This window comes from Leptolyngbya sp. BC1307 (genome assembly GCF_002286735.1).
Classification (GTDB): Bacteria; Cyanobacteriota; Cyanobacteriia; order Phormidesmidales; family Phormidesmidaceae; genus Phormidesmis.
Map to the genome: position 1 here is coordinate 1 of NZ_NRTA01000038.1, position 20,555 is coordinate 20,555.

The following is a 20,555-nucleotide window of genomic DNA, read 5'->3' on the forward strand; positions in this document are numbered from 1 at the left end:
GTTATACCCAAGGCAGATGGGCTCAGTTTTGGGCCAAAATTAACCAATATGGATTTTCTCTCGCTTTTTAAGCCTACATCAAATTCAGGTCACACCCCTATACGGAGCCTACACAGCCGTAGAAATTAGCCAATAGGTCTTCCATTATTCAGCGTATAGATATCTTCTTCTGCGTCTTGTAAAAATGCGAACGATGGATTTTTTGCAGCCGCTTCGCGCCATTCTTGCTCGTCAATATCGCCATCAGGGGGTTCAGCCAGCAAAACGATCACGCGAACTCGCTGATCCGTGGCAGTATTTAGTCGCTGGTCTAGCTGAAGACGGCCCTGATCATCAACTTTTCCAGTCGCTTCTATCGCTCGCATAGTGTCATCTTCAAAGATAGTGGGCCTTCCTATTTTATAACCATCAACTCACCTCCACCCGCTTCGTCAAAATCGCCATCACCTCATCCGCTCGCCCGGTAGAGATGGGCCGACTCCACTCATTCGGCTCCGCATAGCCGAGCTTGTGCAACAGCCGAATGCAGCCCTGCACCGCAGCGGGCGTACCGAACAGCAGATGGCGCACCCGCTCGCGGGGGACGGGCAGTGTGGATGAAGGGAGCGCTGCGGATGGGGCAGCTTGAGCAGTGGACGCTGTAGCGCCCTCATGGGAAGGGATAAACATGAGTGTCTGGTCTCCAAAAAGACAAGTTGGGAGAAAACCAGAACCCAAGTGACCTTAGCAACGCCGCAAAACGTAGTGCAAATCGATGTAGCTAAGGTACAGTGCCCTTAAGCCACAGACTGGCATGATCAGTTTGTGAGCCTAGCTGTCGGTGGGTGCTAGTAACACCTGCCGATAGCGCTTGAGTCAATTGAGTTCTGAGGAAAAGGTGCGATCTAAATCACAACCTTAGCTACTGAAGATAGGCTGATTTTTGTGATGAGTCAAGTGCGGGCAAGCGATAGAGGCAGTAATATAAAGCAGAATTGATGCCGTCCAATGCAGAACGGTTCCCGGCCAGTTCAGAATTGATGCTGCCTGATGCAGAATGCTTCCCGACCAGTTCAGAATTGATGCCGCTCGCTACAGAACGGTTCTCTGGTGAAGCAGAAAGGGTGCTGCCCAGTGCGAAACCAGTCCTGGCTGATGCAGAATGCTTCCCGACTGCGACAGCTAGATCGCTCCAAGCAGAAGATATAAAAACGGTAGTTTTCTTATTCGGACTGGTGGCTGTTGAACGTCTCAAATATTTGAGCGACTTCTTCAACGGTTGCATTCGAACATTTAGGAACGTCGGTTAAAAGATTATTTTCTTGGGTTATTTTGTGAAGCTTGGCGAGAACTCTCATCGTCGTTTCTATGTTGTGCTTATCCTTGAACTCAATAAAAATTTCCAAGGCTAGTTGTAAGTGTTCCTGAGCCTGTGAGTATCTCTCTTGTATCTCTGCTATTAGTCCTAAGTTATGGTAGACGCTCGCTTGGCTATAACGGTTCTTGTGTCCATAGATATCGAGCGCCTGTTGGTAATGCGATTGTGCTTGTTCGTACTCTGTCATTTCTTTGGCGACAGAGCCTAAGTTGTTATACGTACTCGCTTGACTACCATGGTCGTTGAATTCAATTTTGATATCTAATGCCTGCTGGAAGTATTCTCTTGCCTGTGCAAACCTTCCTAGTGTTAATTCGAGACTACCCAAGTTGTGGTAGACACCTGCTTGTTTGTATCGATTCCCAAACTCGTTGAATATTTTAATGGCTTTCTTATAATGGAATTTTGCTTGCTCGTGTTCCTCTAATGTTTGTGCGACTGATCCCAACTGGCTGTGTGTAGCTGCTTGTTGATGACGAGCAGAGGCTGCTTTAAACATTTTAATGGCCCTTTTATAGTAATTTCTTGCTCCCTTATAATTATTCAGTGCTTGCGCAGTCATTCCTAACTGATGATATATAGCTGCTTGGCTACGATAGTTTCTGGTCTTAATATAGATATCCAAGGAATCTTGATAGTGTAGTTGTGCTTCCTCAAAATTCCGCAAAACTTGGTCAACTCTTCCTAGTAAATGATAGGCGTCAGGAAGCAGTATTTCCTTCATTTCGTCATTAAGTGCAGTAGTATGGGTCACTAAACTTACTATCTTTTCACCTGTTTTTTGAGCTTTTACATACTCTTTAGAGTTTAGGTGCCCCCACCCTATCGTACTGACGCAGGCGAGATTCTGCATCTCTAAATCTGGAGTTCTGTCCTCAAGCGAATAAGTCTCCAAGCGAGACTGAATAAGTTTAGCGAGTTCGAACTTCTCTGAACTACTGTTGCCAGCTTCTAGATGTGCATTCAGGCAACTACTTATAATTGTGATAACCTCCTCTTTGTTTTCGAGAACAATTGTTAGAGATTTGTATAAGTTCTGGTATTCTATGCGACAACATGCTAATCCTAGCCGCCGTTCATCTGAACTGCTAGAATTTACCAACTTAAAGTACATCGCTGCCAAATCTTGATAGTGATCTTTGAAGCTACTGTAGATAGCCTTCTGAGCGACAGAATCTGTGCGCAGCTTTACTTTCAAAAAGTAAGGAAGAATAGGCTGAATGTTTAAAAAGCCTAGTCCTACCACTACAGTCTCGTAAGGTGATAACAATCCTAGCTTAATAGCTTCATCTAGAGCGCTGTCAAATTGTTCAAAACTATAGCCTTGAAAAACTTCATACTTTTGTAGTTTCTCAAAATAGTGCTTCGCAAACTCTCTTGTCAAAAAACTACTGAACGGTGCCAAACACGCCAACAACTTCTGCGCATCCATCGACAAATTACTGTGCGAATATTCCACACACTTCAAAATATTATTTGTCTTCTCCTCACCCCCCACATCAAACCCTTCCACATTTGCCGCATCCAACCCATTCAGTACTTCCTGCGGACTCTGCCTCGTCAAGTTCCCCAACACAACCTCCATCGCCAACGGATACCCCGCTAACAACCTCATCAGCCGCTTAAATCCCTCATCCTTCCGTAACGCCGCAATCCGCTTCGCATCTTTCACCTGCGCCGCCAAAATTTTCTCCGCCAGCACCGTCCGAGACTCCGGATCTAACCCACCTAACACATACCGATTCTCTCTTCCCTCAGCCGCAAACACATCCGCCAGCCACTCCTCACCGCCACGAGAACCCAGCACCACCTTCGTTCGCCCACCTTTCAACAGCTTCAAAAAGTCTCTTACCTGTTCTCTTTCTTCTTCCGGCAGCGTATTCTGAATCGCCAACGCCTGACCCGTCACCGACTCCAAATTATCCAACACCAACCCATAAGGCTCCGCCCGCAGCCGATCCGCTACATCCACCATCTGCGCCGCCAGCGGCATCGCCTCAAACTCAGCAAACGCATACTCATTCGCATACAGCCGCTTCCCCATTACCCGTAGCATCTGCTGAAGCGTATATGCCCGCTCGTCATAGCCAAAATAAAACACCTCCCGCGCAAACCCTGTCCGCTGCCACCACGCCCGCAAATAGTTCAGCAGCGTCGTCTTCCCCGTCCCGCCCATCCCCCGCAGCAGCAGCATATTATGCCGTAGCAGCGCCTTCTCAATCTTCAAAATCTCCAAATCCCGACCCACAAATCCATAAGTCGGCTCCTCAAACCGATAGCGCTGACCCTTCTCCATCAGCGCCTCAGCCTTCGCCCGCCCACTCAACGGCTCCAGCCGCAAATCCACCTCACCATTCACATACACCACCGGCAGTAGCCAATCCTCTAGCTCCACCATCTGATTGAAATAAACCCGCCGATTCTTCTCTTCATGCAGCTCTTTCCGCCCTAGCCGAATCGCCTCCGGCACGCCCTTCTCCTCAAACAGCGCCTCATACAACCTCTGCATCATCAGCGCCGCCGCGCTCACCGTTACGCTGTAGCCCATCGCCACCACCGTCTGCACCCCAGCCGCCATCAACCGACTCCCCAGGCTGGTTTCTCGCATCTCGCCATCTGGCAAAACGCTATTCACCTGTTTCCCCGACTGACAAGCATTCAAAATGCAAACCGGAATCCCTTTATTCACCAGCAAATCCGCCAGCTCCTGTGCCTCCACCGGATCCGCCTGCCCCTTCTGCTTCCCCTCCAAAAACAAAAAAGACTTCTCCCCCTCATAGGGCGCAATATCTGGTCGCCCCCGCCGCGCCTGAAACACATAGCGATCGCTCTGCGCCCCCGCCATATATTGTGCGTAGCTCATCAGCCCGCCATGCGCATCAAAATGAACAATGTGATAAAACCCTGCCTTCCGCTCCAAATGCTCGCTCAGCGCCACAAACGTCCCCGGCCTCAGCAGCTCCACATTCACCTGCTGCCGCCCCTGCTCAATCGCCTCAATCAAGGGCCGAGAAATCGTCCGATAACCCACGTCGCTCTCCTCGTCTGGCCTCGCCGTCACCACCAGCAAATTAATCTTACTAGACGGCTTCAGCCGAATCCGCAACCCACTCTCCTGAAACCGCTTCCGCGTAAAAACGCACTCCACCGCCAGCGGCCTCGGCAAATCCGGATCCTTCAGCGCCTCCCAATGCAACGCCTGAAACGCAGGAGAACCCCCCTCAATCTCAATCCTCAGCTCGCTCAGCCCATCCTCACAGGCCCGCTGATAATCGCTATATGCCTTGCGATCGCCAAACACATCCTCAAACAGATGCTCGCCGTAGTCCTTCACGCTCGCCGCCGCCCGCTGCGCTCTTACCTGCTCATCAAACGGAAACCGAATCCACTCTTCAAAATAAAACTCTAAATCCCGCTCCTGCTTACTATCAAACGGATCGCGTACCGTAATGTCGTGCCGCGTTTGGTCATCAATGCTCACCGTCGCCGCAAATCCATCCTCACTCTGCTGGCTCTCACGGATAACAATCGTATGCATAGCAAGGCAAGTAGGAATAACGACTAAAGGAAATAAATGTTCTTTGATATTAACCGCTTCAAACTGCCCCTCACCCTTTCCGGTAGCTCCTCGAAAATAGGCCAGTTGCGATCGCTCCTTCAAAAGTAAGCTTGCACCCGCCCGCACGAACCCTACAGGGCGTGAAACAGGGCGTGAAATCCGTACCGCATTCAGCAAAAACGGCTGCCACGACATCGGCAATGTAATTTACAATGTTTAACAGTTGGTACCATTGCCAGATGCATTAACCAGTTCATTTTGTAAGCACCGCCCAGAAAGCGGTGTGCCGACCGTTTCCAGAACTCAAATAAAGAATCACCATGAAAGACCTGAAGCGCTACCGCAATATCGGTATCTTTGCCCACGTAGATGCGGGCAAAACCACTACCACCGAAAGAATTTTGAAGCTCACCGGCAAAATCCATAAGATCGGTGAAGTTCACGATGGTGCGGCAACCACAGACTTCATGGATCAAGAGCAGGAGCGCGGCATCACCATTCAGTCTGCGGCCACCACCTGCTTCTGGAAAGACCATCAGCTCAACATCATTGACACCCCTGGCCACGTGGACTTCACTATTGAAGTTTATCGCTCGCTGAAAGTGCTCGATGGCGGTATCGGCGTGTTCTGCGGTTCCGGCGGCGTGGAGCCTCAGTCTGAAACCAACTGGCGCTACGCCAACGATTCCAAAGTATCCCGAATCATTTACGTCAACAAGCTCGACCGCACTGGCGCAGACTTTTACAGCGTCGTTAAGCAGGTCGAAGAAATTCTGGTGGCTAAGCCGCTGGTGATGGTGCTGCCCATCGGCTTTGAAGAGAGCTTCGTCGGCGTCGTGGATCTGTTGACTGAGAAAGCTTGGATTTGGGATGACTCCGGCGACCCGATGAACTACGAAATCACCGATGTCCCCGCAGATATGAAGAGCAAAGTCGCTGAATACCGCGAAGCGCTGATTGAACTGGCCATCGAAGTCGATGACGCTGTGATGGAAAGCTACCTCGAAGGCGAGGAGCCCAGCATTGAAACGCTCAAGCGCTGTATTCGTAAAGGTACCCGCGACCTGACCTTCTTCCCGACTTACTGTGGGTCTTCTTTCAAAAACAAGGGTGTGCAAAATGTCCTGGATGCAGTGGTTGACTACCTGCCTAACCCGACTGAAGTCCGGCCTCAGCCTGAGGTTGACCTAGAGGGTAACGAGACCGGTGGGTTTGCCAAAATTGACCCAGCAGCTCCTTTGCGAGCGTTGGCGTTCAAAATTATGGACGATCGCTACGGCGCGCTGACCTTTACCCGGATTTATTCCGGTACGCTCAACAAGGGTGACACGGTTCTCAATACCTTTACCGGTAAGTCCGAGCGGATTGGTCGCTTAGTCGAGATGCACGCCAACTCCCGTGAGGAAATCGACACCGCTCAAGCGGGCGACATTGTCGCGATTGTCGGCATGAAAAACGTGCAGACCGGTCACACTCTCTGCGATCCGAAAGATCCGGCTACGCTCGAACCGATGGTCTTCCCCGATCCGGTGATTTCCATTGCGATTGAGCCCAAGCAAAAGGGTGGCTCTGAGAAAATGGGCATGGCCTTGAGCAAAATGGTGCAAGAAGATCCCTCCTTCTATGTCGAGACTGACCAGGAAAGCGGCGAAGTCATCATTAAGGGCATGGGCGAGCTTCACCTGGATATCAAGGTGGACATTCTTAAGCGTACGCACGGCGTGGAAGTAGACGTGGGTAAGCCTCAGGTGGCCTACCGCGAATCTATCACCAAGCTGCTGACGGACACTTACGTTCACAAAAAGCAGTCGGGTGGTTCGGGTCAGTTCGCGAAAATTGACTACACCATTGAGCCGAGTGAACCGGGTGTGGGCTTTGAGTTTCAGTCCAAAGTAACCGGGGGTAACGTGCCCCGTGAATTTTGGCCGGCTGTAGAGAAAGGCTTTGCTAACAGCATGGAGAAAGGGCCGCTAGCTGGCTACCCCATGGTGGATGTAAAGGTCACGCTCACAGATGGTGGGTTCCACGCGGTGGATTCGTCGGCGATCGCCTTCGAAATTGCTGCCAAGTCTGCCTACCGTCAGTCCTTCCCCAAGGCTGGCCCGCAGATTCTGGAGCCAATCATGAACGTAGACGTGTTCACTCCTGAAGACCACATGGGCGATGTCATCGGCGACCTCAACCGTCGTCGCGGCATGATCAAGTCACAGACTTCTAACCCGATGGGCGTGCGCGTCAAAGCGGATGTGCCCCTGAGCGAGATGTTTGGCTACATTGGCGACCTGCGCACGATGACCTCTGGTCGTGGCCAGTTCTCAATGGAGTTTGGTCAGTACTCTCCCTGTCCTAAGAACGTCGCCGAAGACGTGATTAAAGAAGCCAAAGAGCGTCAGGAAGCTGCTAAGAAATAAAACTAGCTTGAGCTAGGCAGCGCATCCTCCACCAACTGCTGGGGGATGCGTTTTGCTATCAGCCACTGTTGCTAATACTGTCGCTAATACTAAGTATTGCTAGTATTTATTTATGGAGCCTAAGTCTTTACCGACCGATATTCTTTTAGATGACTCTAAAACTGTCCTGAGTCAGACCAAGCTAGACCGCAGCTTTTCGCCAGGCACTTACCTGGAGCTTGACGGTCAGACGTATCAAATTCTCGTGCGCCGTCACCAGTACCACCTCAAGCTGGGCCGCTATCACCTGCACAAAGCTATTCTCCACGTTAAGCAAACCGCCGTTCCGAATGAGAGAACGCTGCTCAACGGCTGCTGGGTGATCGGCGACATTACCTGCACCTACAATGCTCGCTCAGAGCTAATCCGCTGTGCCATCAACCCCAGTGGCCCCTGCAACAATTGCCGCCACTATCAAGCCCAATAGTCGCTGGTCAATTTCTAACAATAGTCCGCACAGAACAGCGAGGGCAGTAGCCAGAAAAGCTATCCAGGCTTTGGGGTTCAGTTTTTTATTAGCAGCCCCTGCCAAATCTAATTCTCTGACGGTATGGCCGCTCATTCACAAAGGCGATCGCGCTCTAGAAAGTCTCTGATGTACTGGTTGACTAGCGCTGGCTGCTCCTGCTGAACCCAGTGACTACAGTTGGCAATGTAGCGAATCGTAAAGTCCGTTACATAGGCTTCTGTTCCGTAGGTCAGTTCTTTGCCAAGGGCGGCATCGTTTTCTCCCCAAATCATCAAAGTCGGCACGCTCAGCATGCCCCACTGTTGATTGAGCAGACCTTCAGCGCTGAAGATATTGCGGTAGTAGTTCAGCATACTGGCGATCGCCCCTGGTTTAGCCGCCGCCGCGACCAGCGCCTCGATATCGGCTTCTGTAAACGCCTCTGAATTCACCGCCTGATCTCGAAACACAGATCGAATGGCAGCATAGTTGCCCGCGCTCAACAGGAATTCTGGCAGCACAGGTAGCTGAAACAGACCGATATACCAGCTTCGCAGTAGCTGCTGAGGCGTCCGCAGACCCGCTGCAAACCTGGCTGGATGCGGCAGGTTGAGCACAATCAGTTGCTCAAGCATCGTCGGGTTGGCGTAGGCAAAGCTCCAGGCGATCGCCCCACCCCAGTCATGCCCCACCAGCGTACACCGCTCATAGCCCAGCGCCCGAACGGTCCCTTCCACGTCTTTGACCAGTTCAGACACCGTATAGGCAGACTTCTCTCTAGGCTTATCGCTATCGTTGTAGCCGCGCAGATCCAGCGCTACCACTTTGTAATCGCGGCCAAATGCCTCAATCTGATGTCGCCAGCAGTACCAGAATTCTGGAAACCCATGCAGGAATAGCATCAAAGGGCCGTTCCCTTGAGTGACGTAGTGCAGTTGAATGCCGTTGGTGTTGAGATAGCCGTGCTGCATGAAGGAATGTCGACACATAGTCAATACGCCTATATTCGACTTCATGAGCGCGTTGGCTCTAACGTCCGGTACAGGCAATGCAGCGTAGTGTAGCGTTAGCATCAATTCTGTCAATTATACTTTCCAGGCAGAGCTAATGTCATCTCAATCAAACCAAGAGCCAGCGGCAGAGAAAACCACCTTATTCGACCGTATGTTTCGAGATGGCGAGGGCAACATCGTGATTGCTCAAGCGCCTAATCTACCTGTTCTGGTAGGTATTGCGGCAACCTTCTTTCAGTACATACTTCCGAGCGGACAGCTACAGAGGGCCACGGAATTAATCGCATTCGGCGCTTTGTTCACCTGGGCATGGCAAGAACTCTTCGAGGGCGTGAACTACTTTCGTCGAGCGCTGGGCTTGATTGGATTAGCGGGCCTAATCGCGTTAGGTCTGAAGTCTCTAAGCATGTGAGTGTCTGGAGTCTCTAGCGGCTCAATCGGCTGATAAACTACGGACTTTTCATACAGCCTCTAAGCTGTTGCTACTCAATATCCAATATTGCAAAGCCAAACCTGTCACTATCCCGAAGTCTACTATCCCGAAGTCTACTATCCCGAAGTCTACTATCTTGTTGGATAACGGATATCACCTCGATAAGCTGACCGAGGCGCTTGAGGCAGTCTATCCAGGAATCATGCGAAAAATCAGATTTGAGCTTTCCCCGAAGCCATCGAAAGCAGAGAAAGCAGCCCAAGGAAAACCAGGTTTTGTATCTGTTGTCGTAAGAGGGGTCGTTAAGCGTTCTAATGCCTGGATAGAACGCTGTAAGGGCTTAACGAAAAAATTTATGAAGCATACAACAGTAGCAGTGTTGTCCATCTTTAGTTATTTATACGCAAAAATCTCAGATTTAGTGGGGGTAAGGGGGGGTTGCCTCCTTCTCGGGAACTTCGTTCCTCAAGTCCATCCCTCACCAGTAGCGTTTTGCGTAAGTCCTGAGTTTTGCGTAAGTCCTGATATAATGTGCCTTTCACCAAATGGCATCCTAGTTTTGAGTAAATTTAATTTCTGCTGAACCTCCTTTACGAGATATTGCTATGAATAGTTCTCTCAAGTCTGAAATACCCGTGAAGAATCTTACAATTCCTTTAGAGCGGGATGTGTTTTTACGTACCTTAATTCGAGAGTTGACAGGTACATTACAGGATGTCGTGGGCTTAGAGGAAGCCTCAGGGTTTATTAGTGTAGTGGGTCAAAACATAGGGAAGCAAATAAACCACGACTATAAAGCAGCTCTAGAGGTATCCCACCTAACGCGAGAGCAGGTAGCCGATGTTTTAGTAGATTTGAAGAAGCGAATCCAGGGTGACTTTTATATTATCGAACAAACGGATGAAAAGATTGTCTTAGGGAACACTGCTTGCCCGTTTGCCGAAAAAGTCATTGGTCGCCCCGCCATGTGTATGATGACCTCCAATGTTTTTGGTTCCATTGCAGCGGACAATCTTGGTTACGCCAAGGTAGAACTGCAAGAGACGATTGCAATGGGTGCGTCCGGATGCCGGGTGGTCGTTTATTTGAACCCTACTCCGGAGGCAGAAGCAAGTCAAGGAAGAGAGTACTTCCAGGGAGAGGCTGACAGTTGACTCCCGAGCAGTTTCTCGAATTTGCCAGACTTTTGCCAGAACCCATGCTCCTGATTGCGGGAAACGGTCAGATCCTGGCTACCAACCCGTCATTCTCCAAGATGCTAGGGCTACACCGTCAGATACCGCAGGGGAAAATGCTCTTTGAGCTGGCAACCAATTCTCCTGATCAGGTTAAACAGTATCTACGCAATTGCTCCAGCAGCCGAGAAATGGTGCTTGGAGCATTAACCTTGAGTACCAGAACTTTGAGTGCCAGCAATGGAGAAACTTGCTTGTGTCGCTGTGAAGGGGCAGCTATCCGACCGTGGTCACCCGAATCGCCTGCACTCATTTTGCTGCGATTGAAAAACAGGGAATCCGCCAGTAGCCGATTCACCCTGCTCAATAAGAAGATTGATGAATTGGCTAAAGAGATCCGGCAGCGTCAACGAGCAGAAGAAGAGCGGGCTCAACTTCTGGTGCAGGAACAGAAAGCACGAGCGGAAGCTGAGAATCTTAATCGATTGAAAGATGAATTTCTTGCAACCGTTTCTCACGAGCTGCGAACCCCCCTGAATGCCATTCTCGGTTGGTCTCAGATCCTGCATAGCAAGAGGCTAGATGAAGTAACGATGAATCGGGCGCTAGAAACAATCGAGCGCAATGCTAGGTCTCAGGCCCAATTGATTGATGATCTTCTGGATATTTCGCGAATTATTACAGGTAAGATTCGTCTTAGCGTTCGAGCCGTTGAGCTGCTGCCAGTGATTGAAGCCGCAATGGATACGGTGCGGCCTGCCGCTGATGCAAAAAATATCCGACTGCAATCGGTGCTCGATTCAGCAGTAGGTCCTATTTTAGGAGATTCCGAGCGTTTACAGCAGATTGTCTGGAATTTGCTCAGCAATGCAATCAAATTCACACCGAAACAGGGGCGGCTTCAGGTTTGCCTGCAACGAATTAACTCTCATGTAGAAATTGTTGTGGCGGATACAGGTCAAGGCATCAGTGCGGAATTTCTCCCCCATGTCTTTGGTCGCTTTCGTCAAGCAGATAGTTCCATTACCCGCTCCTTTGGGGGGTTGGGGCTGGGGCTGGCGATCGTCCGCCAATTGGTAGAATTGCATGGTGGAACGGTACATGCTGAAAGCTCAGGAGAAGGTCAAGGATCAACCTTTACAGTAAAACTACCCCTGATGGCGCTTGGACCGAAAGCGATTGAACCAGAACGAGTGCATCCAGCAGTGGGAGGCAGCGTCCCGTTTGACGGCTCCCCTCGGCTAGATGGATTGAGGATACTGGTCGTAGATGACGATGCGGATAGTCGGGATTTACTTACCTACACGCTAGAGGTTTGTGGGGCAGAAGTGATGGCGGCAGCTTCAGCAGACGAAGCAATCTCAGTACTGACTGAATCTTCGACCCCGATGGATATATTAATTAGTGATATTGGGATGCCAGATGAAGACGGTTATGCGCTGTTGCGTCGAGTCAGAGCACTGAAACCAGAGAAACAAGCAGGAATTCCCGCTATAGCCCTAACCGCCTATGCCAGAACTCAGGATCGCAGGGCTGCTCTTTTGGCAGGCTTCCAGTCCCATGTTGCCAAACCAGTTGAACCTGCTGAATTAATTGCAGTGATTGCGAATTTGGCTGGACGAATCAAAGACATCTAATACCAATTTGCGATTTTGGATTTGGCTGGAGGAATGTCTATGGTTACGGCATTTCCAGAGTGTGGTTTCTAGCTAAACTGTGGAAAACCAAGCAGAGCTGCACCTCCCATGAACAAAAGCGACCGATGAGAAAGATCATACTTAGACGAAGTCATAGTGACTACGCATTTTAGGGTGGCCGCGCTACGCTGGTAGAAAGCCCTGTCTCTCAAGCGCATCAAAACTACCCGATATTATCAGAACGAATATCGAAAACCATGGCCCATCTTAAAGACCGCCGTTCTCAAAACGTCAAAGGCGATTTTTACGTCGATAGCAGCTGTATTGACTGTGATACCTGCCGTTGGCTCGCCCCTAAAGTCTACAGCCGTGAAGGCAGCCAGTCAGCAGTACACCATCAGCCCACCACAGAAGCAGAGCGCGTAGCAGCGCTAGAAGCATTGCTGGCCTGTCCGACTGCCTCCATTGGCACGCAAGAAAAACCCGCAGACATTCGCCAGGTTCAGCAACGCTTTCCGCTCAAGATTGACGGCAACGTGTTTTACTGCGGCTACCACTCTAAAAAGTCCTACGGTGCAGCCAGCTATTTTATCCAGCGGCCCGACAGCGCAGGCGGCAATGTACTGATCGATTCGCCTCGATTTACGCCGCCTTTAGTAAAACAGCTCGAAGCCATGGGCGGTGTGCGCTACCTGTATCTTACACACCGCGATGATGTCGCCGACCACGAAAAGTTTCATCAACACTTCGGCTGTGACCGTGTTCTTCACCAGCAAGACATCACCACCGGTACTCAAGCAGTCGAAATTCAGCCGACGGGCGCTGAGCCGGTAGCCTTAGACGATGACCTGTTGATTATTCCGCAGCCGGGCCATTCGCGCGGCCATACCGTGTTGCTCTATCAGGGCAAGTATCTGTTTACGGGTGACCACTTAGCCTGGTCAGCGCGGTTAGATCAGCTCTATGCTTTTCGTAACTTCTGCTGGGACTCCTGGCCACGCCAAATGGACTCCATGAAAAAATTGGCCAACCCTACGCAGAACTACGCTTTCGAATGGGTACTGCCGGGTCATGGCCGTCGGTTTCACGATCGTGCCGAAGCGATGAGCGCCCACATGCAGCAGTGCATTCAGTGGATGGAATCGGTGGCATAGTAACCGCAAAACAGCCCAGTCATCGACTGGGCTGAATCCCCTACATGCTCGGATTATGAGTTTCTTAAAGTTAAGAGCTTAGTCTGCTAAAGCCGTTAGTCTGCTAAAGCTGATTGGGTCTGCTGGCGGCGACGAGTTGCCAACGCTCCGATGGCGACCGCTCCCAAGCCAAGTAGAGCAGATGGTTCAGGCACATCGGCAGCGCTGCCGACAAGCTTAAAGTCGGGGCCATTGTAAGCTACGCCTTTGCTGTAAACTCGCAGCGCGTTGATGTAGCCGCCGGTCAGGCCAAGGTCAGCCAGGCTAACGCCGATAGAGCCCACTTCCTGATCGCCGTCGATTTCTTGAGTGTCGATGCTGAAACCAGCGTAGTTCCAGTTTTTAGAATTCAAGTTAAGGAGGTTGCCAATGAGATTGCCATTAGTATCTAGCGCCTGGACATCAAGGCGGCTGTTCATGCCTCTTTCCCAGATGAAGATATTGTCAACAGCCTTGTCGAACATGAGATCTAGAACAAAGCTACCGTGGTCTTCAGTGTCAATGATGTTGTTGAGGTTCAGATTGTTTAGGACTGATGTGATCGCTTCAACATCAATGTTTTCTCGCTTGATGCCAGTCGTGGCTTTATCACCAATGTCGGAGCTCGCTCCGCCGGTATTCCCGCCTGTATAAACGTCATTGGAAATGATTTTAGCGGCGTTGATTAGGCCGAAGCTGTTGATGACTTTGCCACTGCCCAGCGTTACCGAGTTGAGAAAAATATCGCCCTTAGACGCATCTTTGCCGCTGAGTGCTGCTGTGTAGTTGGTCTGAAAAGAAAAGGCGTGAGCGGGTGCAGAAGAGAGTGCGATCGCACTGCTAAGGACGAGACCGATACTAGCTGCAAGTTGGCGAAGTTTCATAGCGTTTGGGATAATTGGGTAGAGTGACGATAAAAAGCTTCTCTAACAGAGACGAGCCTGCACGTTTCCGCTGATGTGAATTCATGGGTGAGGTGCGCTCGATATCATCAGGATGCACTTCACTCCTCAGGAAAGTCATCCCCCACCGGCTAAGCTTAAAGAATACTTTAAAGAGTCTCTAATTACGGAGACACTACTGACAAACAGCGCCCTGCCGACTTATAGAGAGTACGGCTATATGTCTTTAAACAAACGCCTATCTCAGTATATTTGCTTAATTGACGCTGTAGAGGTCAGCTGTTTGGCTTACTTAGCTTCCATCCAGTTCTTACCCATATGGGCTTCTACTTTGAGCGGTACTGCCAACTTCACAGCCGACTCCATAGTGCTCTCAATTTTGGGCTTAAGTTCATCCCATTCGGCGGGCGGTACTTCAAAAATGAGTTCGTCGTGAACCTGCAGCAGCATGTTAGCTTCATGATCCTTGAGCAGATCGTACAGACGGATCATGGCTATTTTGATAATGTCGGCACTAGAGCCCTGAATGGGGGCATTAGCGGCTGCTCTTAGTGAGCCCGCATCGTAGCCGTTGGTGCGGAGTTTGCTGAGATCGATCTCTTTGGGGTCGGTACCCTTGAGCACCTGCAGACTGCGAGTAGAGAAGTTGAAGTAGCGGCGGCGACCGGAGATGGTTTTGACATAGCCGTGGGCGATCGCCTCTCGTTGCATCTGCTGCAGGTAGCCAAACACCTTCGGATAGCGCTCGTTAAAGCGATCAATAAACGTCTTAGCCTCTAGCCGGTGAACGCCGGCCTCACGAGCAAACCGGGCTGCCCCCATACCGTAGATCACCCCAAAGTTGATTACTTTTGCCAGGCGACGCTCTTCGACCGTGATGTCTGCTTTGGGCTTTTCAAATAGCAGCGTAGCCGTCAGACGGTGAACGTCTTCGTTATTGCGATAAGTTTCTAGTAAAATCGGCTCGCCGCTAAGATGAGCCAAAATCCGCAGCTCTATTTGAGAATAGTCAGCCGCAACTAAATGCCAGCCCTCCTTTGGTAAAAATGCCTGACGAATCTGGCGGCTAAAAGCCGTGCGAGTCGGAATATTTTGTAGGTTAGGATTGGAAGAAGACAGCCTGCCGGTAGACGTGACCGCCTGGTTGAAATCAGTGTGAACCCGCTGAGTCTCGGGGCGAATGAGCGCCGGTAGCGCATCTACATAGGTAGATTTCAGCTTGGAGAGGGTGCGATATTCCACAATGGTATCGACTACCGGGTGGTCGCCCTGCAGCTTTTCGAGCGTGGCCGCGTCGGTAGAGTAGCCGGTCTTATTTTTACGAGATTTGCGCTTATCTAGCCCTAAGGTGTCAAAAAGCAAAGTACTCAGCTGTTTGGGCGAGCCCAGGTTAAATTCTTCGCCAGCGGACTGGTAGGCTGATTTTTCGATATTAGCCAGATCAGTCTCTAGCCGTTTAGAAAATTCACCTAAATAAGCTTTATCAATCCGGATGCCGGTCGCTTCCATCTCCGCTAATGCAGGCTCGACGGGTAGCTCAATCTCGCTGTACAACTTCTCTAATTCGGGAGTTTTAGAGAGTTCAGCCCTGAGCAAAGGAACCAAGCGATAAGTCGTATGAACATCACTGCCGCAATAGGCCGCGACTAAGTTAATTTTTATCTCTCCGATAGTCTTGCCCTTAGGCACCAGATCGGTGTAGCTCACTGTCGTCAGCTCTAGATAGCGCAGCGATAGATCCGATAGGTTATGGCTGTTTTCGGGGTTGATAACATAGCTCGCCAGCATTGGGTCAAAGACAACGCCAGCTAGCATCACCCCGGCTCGCCTGAAGACTAAGCGGTCATATTTTGCGTTTTGCAGCGCTTTAGGATAGGCCTCGCTTTCTAATATAGGCCGTAGTGCCTCCACGACCTGATCGGTTGGTATCTGCTCGCCGCTAGTATGGCCAGTTGGAATATAAGCTAGCTCGGTCGGGCCGTCTCCCCAACAGCAGCCAATACCGACGATATCAGCTTCTAGCGGATCAATAGAGGTGGTTTCAGTGTCCCAGGCGACCGGCATCTCCGGATTAGTCAAGGTCTCTAGCTGCTTGACTAACGTTTTGAGCTGGGCTGTCGTCGTGATAATCTGCGGCTGAATGTCGACTTCGCTCAGGCCCATTTGGTCGAGCGCGTCCGTTTCATCAGCAGTAAAAAAGGCTAGATCTTCATCTTCAAAGTCTGGCGGCACCTCGACGGGAGCCGATGGTTGGCTCGGTTTATAGTCAGATTCGCCGCCAAAAAACGCCTGCAGTTTGCTCAAGCGATTGATAAAGTGCTGTAGCTCTAGCTTCTTGAGGATCGGCACGACCTCTTCAGCGTCAAAACCTTCTAGCTGGCAGGGGCTCAGGTCAGTCTCTACCGGGACATCCGTAATGATGGTGGCTAGGAATCGCGATTGTTCTGCTGCGGCTTTACCCGCTTCTAACTTTTTCTTGACTGCCCCTTTAATTTCGTCAATTGAGGCATAGATAGTATCGAGATCGCCGTAGGTGTCTAGCAGCTTGACGGCTGTCTTTTTACCAATGCCTTTAACCCCTGGAATATTGTCCGAAGTATCGCCGCACAGTGCTTTGTAGTCGATCACCTGATGGGGCCAGATCTCTAACTTTTCATGGACTTCTGCTACGCCATACTCTTTGGCAGATCCGTCATTGCGGGCGAAGGTACTGCCCAGATACATCACTCTGATTTGCTCTTCTGGGTCGATCAGCTGAAACAGATCCTGATCACCGCTGAGGATCTTAACCCGCTGACCGGCGGCCTTTGCCCGAGTCGCCAGAGTGCCGATCATATCGTCTGCTTCATAGCCCGGCTCGCAAAAAATCGGAAACTTAAAAGCTGTGAGCAGCGTCTTAAGATTTTCGACATCTTCTGTAAATTCTTCTGGCGTCTCGGGCCGTCCGGCTTTGTAGGTGTCCGTTTTTTCGTGGCGAAAAGTTGGCTCAGCCAGGTCAAAGGTGATGGCAACGCAGTCGGGTTTCTCGACTTCTAGAGTATCCATGAGCGCTTTGAGAAAGCCAAAGCAAACGCTGGTCGGAATGCCCGTAGACGTTCGTAACCCACCGTCGCGGCTGCGGGCAAACGCATAAAAAGAGCGAAAGGCCAAAGAGTGACCATCTACCAGCAGCAGAACGGATTTATCAGCAGAACTCAAATCAGTACCCAAATCGACAGCGACAAGCGCCTCATTTATTATCAGCTAGCTACGGGAAAATGAGGAAAAAAAAGCACCTGAAGCGATTCAGGTGCCTGGCTCGATTTCTAGTTAATAGTATTGATCTCTCAATAATGGAGAAAACGTAGCTGCGTGCTCCCACACAGCAGCAGATACAAGAAAACTGACACACCAAAACAGACGGCATTTGCCATCTCATTTCTTGGCGCGAGAAACTCTTGTCGAATCCCCGTTGAGTAGTGTATCAAGAATCACCGTTTCCCGGTAATAATTCTTCACGATTTTGCGGCGATGGCAACAGAGCCGGTGAGCGATCGCCCTACCACCATCCCCAGATGACAGCCTGAAAGCCCGATGAATACTCAAAGCACGGCCCTTGATGGCTAGGTTACGACAGCAGGCAATGGATCTGTAGATCTAATTAGATATAAGGAAGTCATGACATGAGGCAGGCCATTGGCTGCCCCATTCGCATTGCCGGTAATCTCTGTCAATATAGATATGACGTGTTTGAGAATAATTCAAAGCTTTGCAGATTACTTTTTTAGGAACCAGTTCGGGTGTACCGACGCGATCGCGCAATGTCTCTAGTGTGGCTCTGCGCCTGCCCCAAAGGGCCGAGGTGTGGCTATTTGACTGCGGCGAAAGCACCCAGCACCAGTTTCTCAAAAGTGATTTCAAATCCAGCCAGATCCGGCGTATCTTCGTCACCCATATGCATGGTGACCACATTTTTGGGTTGCCAGGGCTGCTGGCTAGCTGTGGCATGGCGGGCACCGGCCAGCAGCAAATCGACCTTTACGGTCCGCCTGAGCTAGGCAAATATCTAGAAGCCTGTCGGCGCTATTCTAAAACCCAGTCTTCCTACCCAATTCGGGTGCATGTGACTGAGCCCGGCAAAGTCTACGAAGATGATGACTATATTGTCACCTGCCAAAAGCTCAAGCATCGCATTCCCGCCCACGGTTACCGCGTGGTCGAGAAAGACCGTACAGGCCACTTCGATGTCAAACGAGCGGCGACGCTGGGTATTCCGCCAGGGCCGCTCTACGGTCAGCTGAAGCGCGGTGAAGTCGTCACCCTGGCAGATGGCCGCAAAATCAATGGCGCAGATCTCTGCGGGCCGACGATTGTCGGGCGCAAGTTTGTTTACTGCACAGACACGGTCTTCTGCGAAAACGCCATCGAACTCGCCGACCGGGCCGATGTGCTGATTCACGAAGCGACCTTTGCCCATCAAGATGCGGGCCTGGCCTATCAGCGGATGCACTCAACTTCTACCATGGCCGCTCAGGTCGCACTTGCCGCTCAGGTCAAGCAGCTGATCATGACCCACTTCAGCCCTCGCTACGCGCCGGGTAACAGCTTAGGACTCGATGACCTGCTGGCTGAAGCCAGGGCAATTTTTCCGCACACGCTGATGGCCAGAGACTTTTTGACCTATGACATCGCCCGGACGGATGAGCAACCCAAAGTCGAGGCGGTTGTGTAAGTCGGCTGGCGACTAGGGCTAGTTTCTAGACTGCAGACGGTCGTTCATCTGACCAAGGTGGCGATGGCTGTCAACCGGTAGTCTAGGGTGGGGTAAGTCTACGTTAGGCCAGTTGGATAAGTCATCACACGGGCAAGGACGGGTGCTGAGTTGACTCTGCGACAGGGGGGCAGGCATACTGCAGCGGGCGCAGCTTTCAAAATCCCACTCGGAAGAGAGGAGTTCGGCGATGGTTTGATCGGTGCCGATTAAGTAGCAGCCTTTACCTTCTCCTTTGAGAATATCTGTCCAGCAGGCTTCAAATTCAGGGCTGAAGCGATCGCCTTGAATGATCTTTTCGAGCTTGTATATCGCTCGACCGTCATTGCTCACTATCTGCTTACCTAGCTGAAACCAGTGAGCTAGATAGTTTTTAACTTCAGTGCGAGAGGCCATAGTTTGAAGAATACCTTTACAGTTGCGCCAATTTTAGCGACCGTCTTCTGAGCTTTAATAATTCGATAAAAATATTTTAACGATCAAGAGAGCGTCAGCGCTGTCGGGCCTCAATTGCAGTTGAGCTGTTGCCTGTACTGGACGCTATAAGAAACTATACGATTAGCTGTCCTAGTTCGGCAAGATTGATGGCATAGCCGCCGGTTGTAAGATAGACATCGGTCGAGATCGCCCCGACCGCGCGACTGAGACTGCCTAAGCGATCGCGAAAAGTTCGGCCCAGTTCATAAGCCGGCACGACGCCCCAACCAGTCTCTTCGGCCACTAAGATCACCTCGGCTGTTGTCTGATTAAGGGCAGTAATGAGCTGCTGCTGGGCGATCTCCCAGGTTTCAGCTTCCTGCTCGATCAAGTTGGCTAGCCAGGTGCCGAGAGAATCGACCAGCAGACAGTGAGTATGGTTGTGGTGAGCGATCGCCGCTGCCAGATTGACCGGCACTTCCTGACATTGCCACTGCGCCGGGCGTCTCTGCCGATGTTTGGCAATGCGGGCCTGCCATTCAGCATCGCCAGGGTTTTTTCGGGCCGTGGCAATGTATACGACCTGTTGGCGCTTTTGGGCCGCTTTTTGCTGGGCCAAGCCTTCGGCCCATTCACTCTTACCCGAGCGGGCAGGGCCAGTTACCAGGGTGATCGTCATAAGCGCGAACTTAGTTTCCTAACTGTGCTAATTTTTGAGATCGATGGTGAAAATTTAGGATTATGGTATAGTAAAAAACTGTAGTTTCGCCCAATTTAGGGATCGCAATTGGAGGTTTTCGTTTGGAGTCTGTGGAATCGATTGAATCGGATGCTCGGTTCATATTAAAGGTACTTTGGTTAGATAAAGACGTAGCGCTAGCAGTCGATCAGGTGGTGGGTAAAGGCACTAGCCCGCTCACTTCATACTTTTTCTGGCCTCGCAACGACGCTTGGGAGCAGCTCAAGGCTGAGGTGGAGTCCAAGTCTTGGATCACCGATGAAGAGAGCGTGGCCCTGCTCAATAAAGCGACCGAAATCATCAACTATTGGCAAGAAGAAGGCAAATCTAAGCCCATGAGCGAAGCTCAGAGCAAGTTTCCTGAAGTGGCCTTTACCGGTAGCTCATGATTGGGCTGCTCGGATGATAGGTATTGCCTAATAAAAGTAAAGAAACCCCTCTGACGGTCAAATGTCAGAGGGGTTTCTTTACTTTTTCGCATCATACATAATCGGCTGACGGCT

Annotated in this window: 17 protein-coding genes and 1 pseudogene; 9 read left to right on the forward strand and 9 right to left on the reverse strand. The window is 50.8% G+C overall.

All coding sequences use genetic code 11. From position 1 onward, the window contains the following. Positions 1–125 precede the first annotated feature (125 nt). The 4 genes from CKL79_RS17030 to CKL79_RS17040 all read right to left on the reverse strand — a co-directional run bounded on the left by CKL79_RS17030 (position 126) and on the right by CKL79_RS17040 (position 5,111). A complete protein-coding gene (locus tag CKL79_RS17030; RefSeq protein ID WP_121970776.1) occupies positions 126–365 on the reverse strand; it encodes a hypothetical protein in 240 nt (79 codons plus the stop codon). A 43-nt stretch (positions 366–408) separates the two neighbouring features. Next, positions 409–669, reverse strand: coding sequence for a hypothetical protein (locus CKL79_RS17035; protein WP_121970777.1), 261 nt, complete (start codon positions 667–669; stop codon positions 409–411). A gap of 232 nt (positions 670–901) precedes the next feature. After that, positions 902–1,264: a hypothetical protein gene (locus CKL79_RS22910; protein WP_141242227.1), complete on the reverse strand. Its 363-nt coding sequence runs from the start codon at positions 1,262–1,264 to the stop codon at positions 902–904. After that, entirely contained in the window at positions 1,203–5,111 is a 3,909-nt protein-coding gene (locus CKL79_RS17040) for a tetratricopeptide repeat protein (protein WP_205879130.1), read from the reverse strand. Before CKL79_RS17040 ends, CKL79_RS22910 begins: the two co-directional genes overlap by 62 nt. A gap of 125 nt (positions 5,112–5,236) precedes the next feature. Between CKL79_RS17040 and fusA the strand changes: the two genes are divergently transcribed. Together fusA and CKL79_RS17050 are read left to right on the forward strand one after the other, a co-directional pair. Continuing rightward, positions 5,237–7,327, forward strand: coding sequence for an elongation factor G (gene fusA, locus CKL79_RS17045; protein WP_121970778.1), 2,091 nt, complete (start codon positions 5,237–5,239; stop codon positions 7,325–7,327). Between the two features lie 112 nt (positions 7,328–7,439). Continuing rightward, positions 7,440–7,793, forward strand: a complete 354-nt coding sequence (locus tag CKL79_RS17050) for a DUF6464 family protein (protein ID WP_121970779.1) — start codon at positions 7,440–7,442, stop codon at positions 7,791–7,793. A gap of 131 nt (positions 7,794–7,924) precedes the next feature. On the opposite strand, the gene CKL79_RS17055 is transcribed toward CKL79_RS17050, so the two are convergent. After that, a complete protein-coding gene (locus CKL79_RS17055) occupies positions 7,925–8,809 on the reverse strand; it encodes an alpha/beta hydrolase (RefSeq protein ID WP_121970804.1) in 885 nt (294 codons plus the stop codon). A 112-nt stretch (positions 8,810–8,921) separates the two neighbouring features. Between CKL79_RS17055 and CKL79_RS17060 the strand changes: the two genes are divergently transcribed. The 5 genes and pseudogenes from CKL79_RS17060 to CKL79_RS17080 all read left to right on the forward strand — a co-directional run bounded on the left by CKL79_RS17060 (position 8,922) and on the right by CKL79_RS17080 (position 13,226). Continuing rightward, on the forward strand, positions 8,922–9,239 hold the full coding sequence (locus CKL79_RS17060; RefSeq protein WP_121970780.1) for a hypothetical protein: 318 nt from the start codon (positions 8,922–8,924) through the stop codon (positions 9,237–9,239). Between the two features lie 64 nt (positions 9,240–9,303). Continuing rightward, positions 9,304–9,615: pseudogene (locus CKL79_RS24410) on the forward strand (IS5/IS1182 family transposase); the annotation flags it as partial. Positions 9,616–9,865: 250 nt separating this feature from the next. After that, positions 9,866–10,414, forward strand: coding sequence for a methanogen output domain 1-containing protein (locus CKL79_RS17070; protein ID WP_121970781.1), 549 nt, complete (start codon positions 9,866–9,868; stop codon positions 10,412–10,414). Then, on the forward strand, positions 10,411–12,072 hold the full coding sequence (locus CKL79_RS17075; protein WP_121970782.1) for an ATP-binding protein: 1,662 nt from the start codon (positions 10,411–10,413) through the stop codon (positions 12,070–12,072). Before CKL79_RS17070 ends, CKL79_RS17075 begins: the two co-directional genes overlap by 4 nt. Before the next feature lie 257 nt (positions 12,073–12,329). Then, the gene (locus CKL79_RS17080) at positions 12,330–13,226 is read left to right on the forward strand and encodes an MBL fold metallo-hydrolase (RefSeq protein ID WP_121970783.1); all 897 of its coding nucleotides are present in this window, start codon (positions 12,330–12,332) and stop codon (positions 13,224–13,226) included. A gap of 95 nt (positions 13,227–13,321) precedes the next feature. Here CKL79_RS17080 and CKL79_RS17085 read toward each other — a convergent pair whose 3' ends face one another. Next, on the reverse strand, positions 13,322–14,128 hold the full coding sequence (locus CKL79_RS17085) for an exosortase-dependent surface protein XDP2 (protein WP_121970784.1): 807 nt from the start codon (positions 14,126–14,128) through the stop codon (positions 13,322–13,324). A gap of 306 nt (positions 14,129–14,434) precedes the next feature. Further along, positions 14,435–17,344 (reverse strand): DNA polymerase I, encoded by a 2,910-nt coding sequence (polA, locus tag CKL79_RS17090; protein ID WP_121970805.1) that lies wholly within the window; start codon positions 17,342–17,344, stop codon positions 14,435–14,437. 550 nt (positions 17,345–17,894) lie between these two features. Between polA and CKL79_RS17095 the strand changes: the two genes are divergently transcribed. Then, complete coding sequence (locus CKL79_RS17095; protein ID WP_121970785.1) at positions 17,895–18,857, forward strand: ribonuclease Z; 963 nt, start codon at positions 17,895–17,897, stop codon at positions 18,855–18,857. Between the two features lie 18 nt (positions 18,858–18,875). Here CKL79_RS17095 and CKL79_RS17100 read toward each other — a convergent pair whose 3' ends face one another. Next, positions 18,876–19,292, reverse strand: coding sequence for a hypothetical protein (locus tag CKL79_RS17100; RefSeq protein ID WP_121970786.1), 417 nt, complete (start codon positions 19,290–19,292; stop codon positions 18,876–18,878). A 154-nt stretch (positions 19,293–19,446) separates the two neighbouring features. Further along, positions 19,447–19,992 (reverse strand): bifunctional adenosylcobinamide kinase/adenosylcobinamide-phosphate guanylyltransferase, encoded by a 546-nt coding sequence (gene cobU / locus CKL79_RS17105; RefSeq protein WP_121970787.1) that lies wholly within the window; start codon positions 19,990–19,992, stop codon positions 19,447–19,449. Between the two features lie 131 nt (positions 19,993–20,123). Here cobU and CKL79_RS17110 point away from each other — a divergent pair, with 131 nt between their 5' ends. Beyond that, entirely contained in the window at positions 20,124–20,441 is a 318-nt protein-coding gene (locus CKL79_RS17110) for a 30S ribosomal protein PSRP-3 (RefSeq protein ID WP_170944097.1), read from the forward strand. The last annotated feature ends 114 nt before the right edge of the window (positions 20,442–20,555 follow it).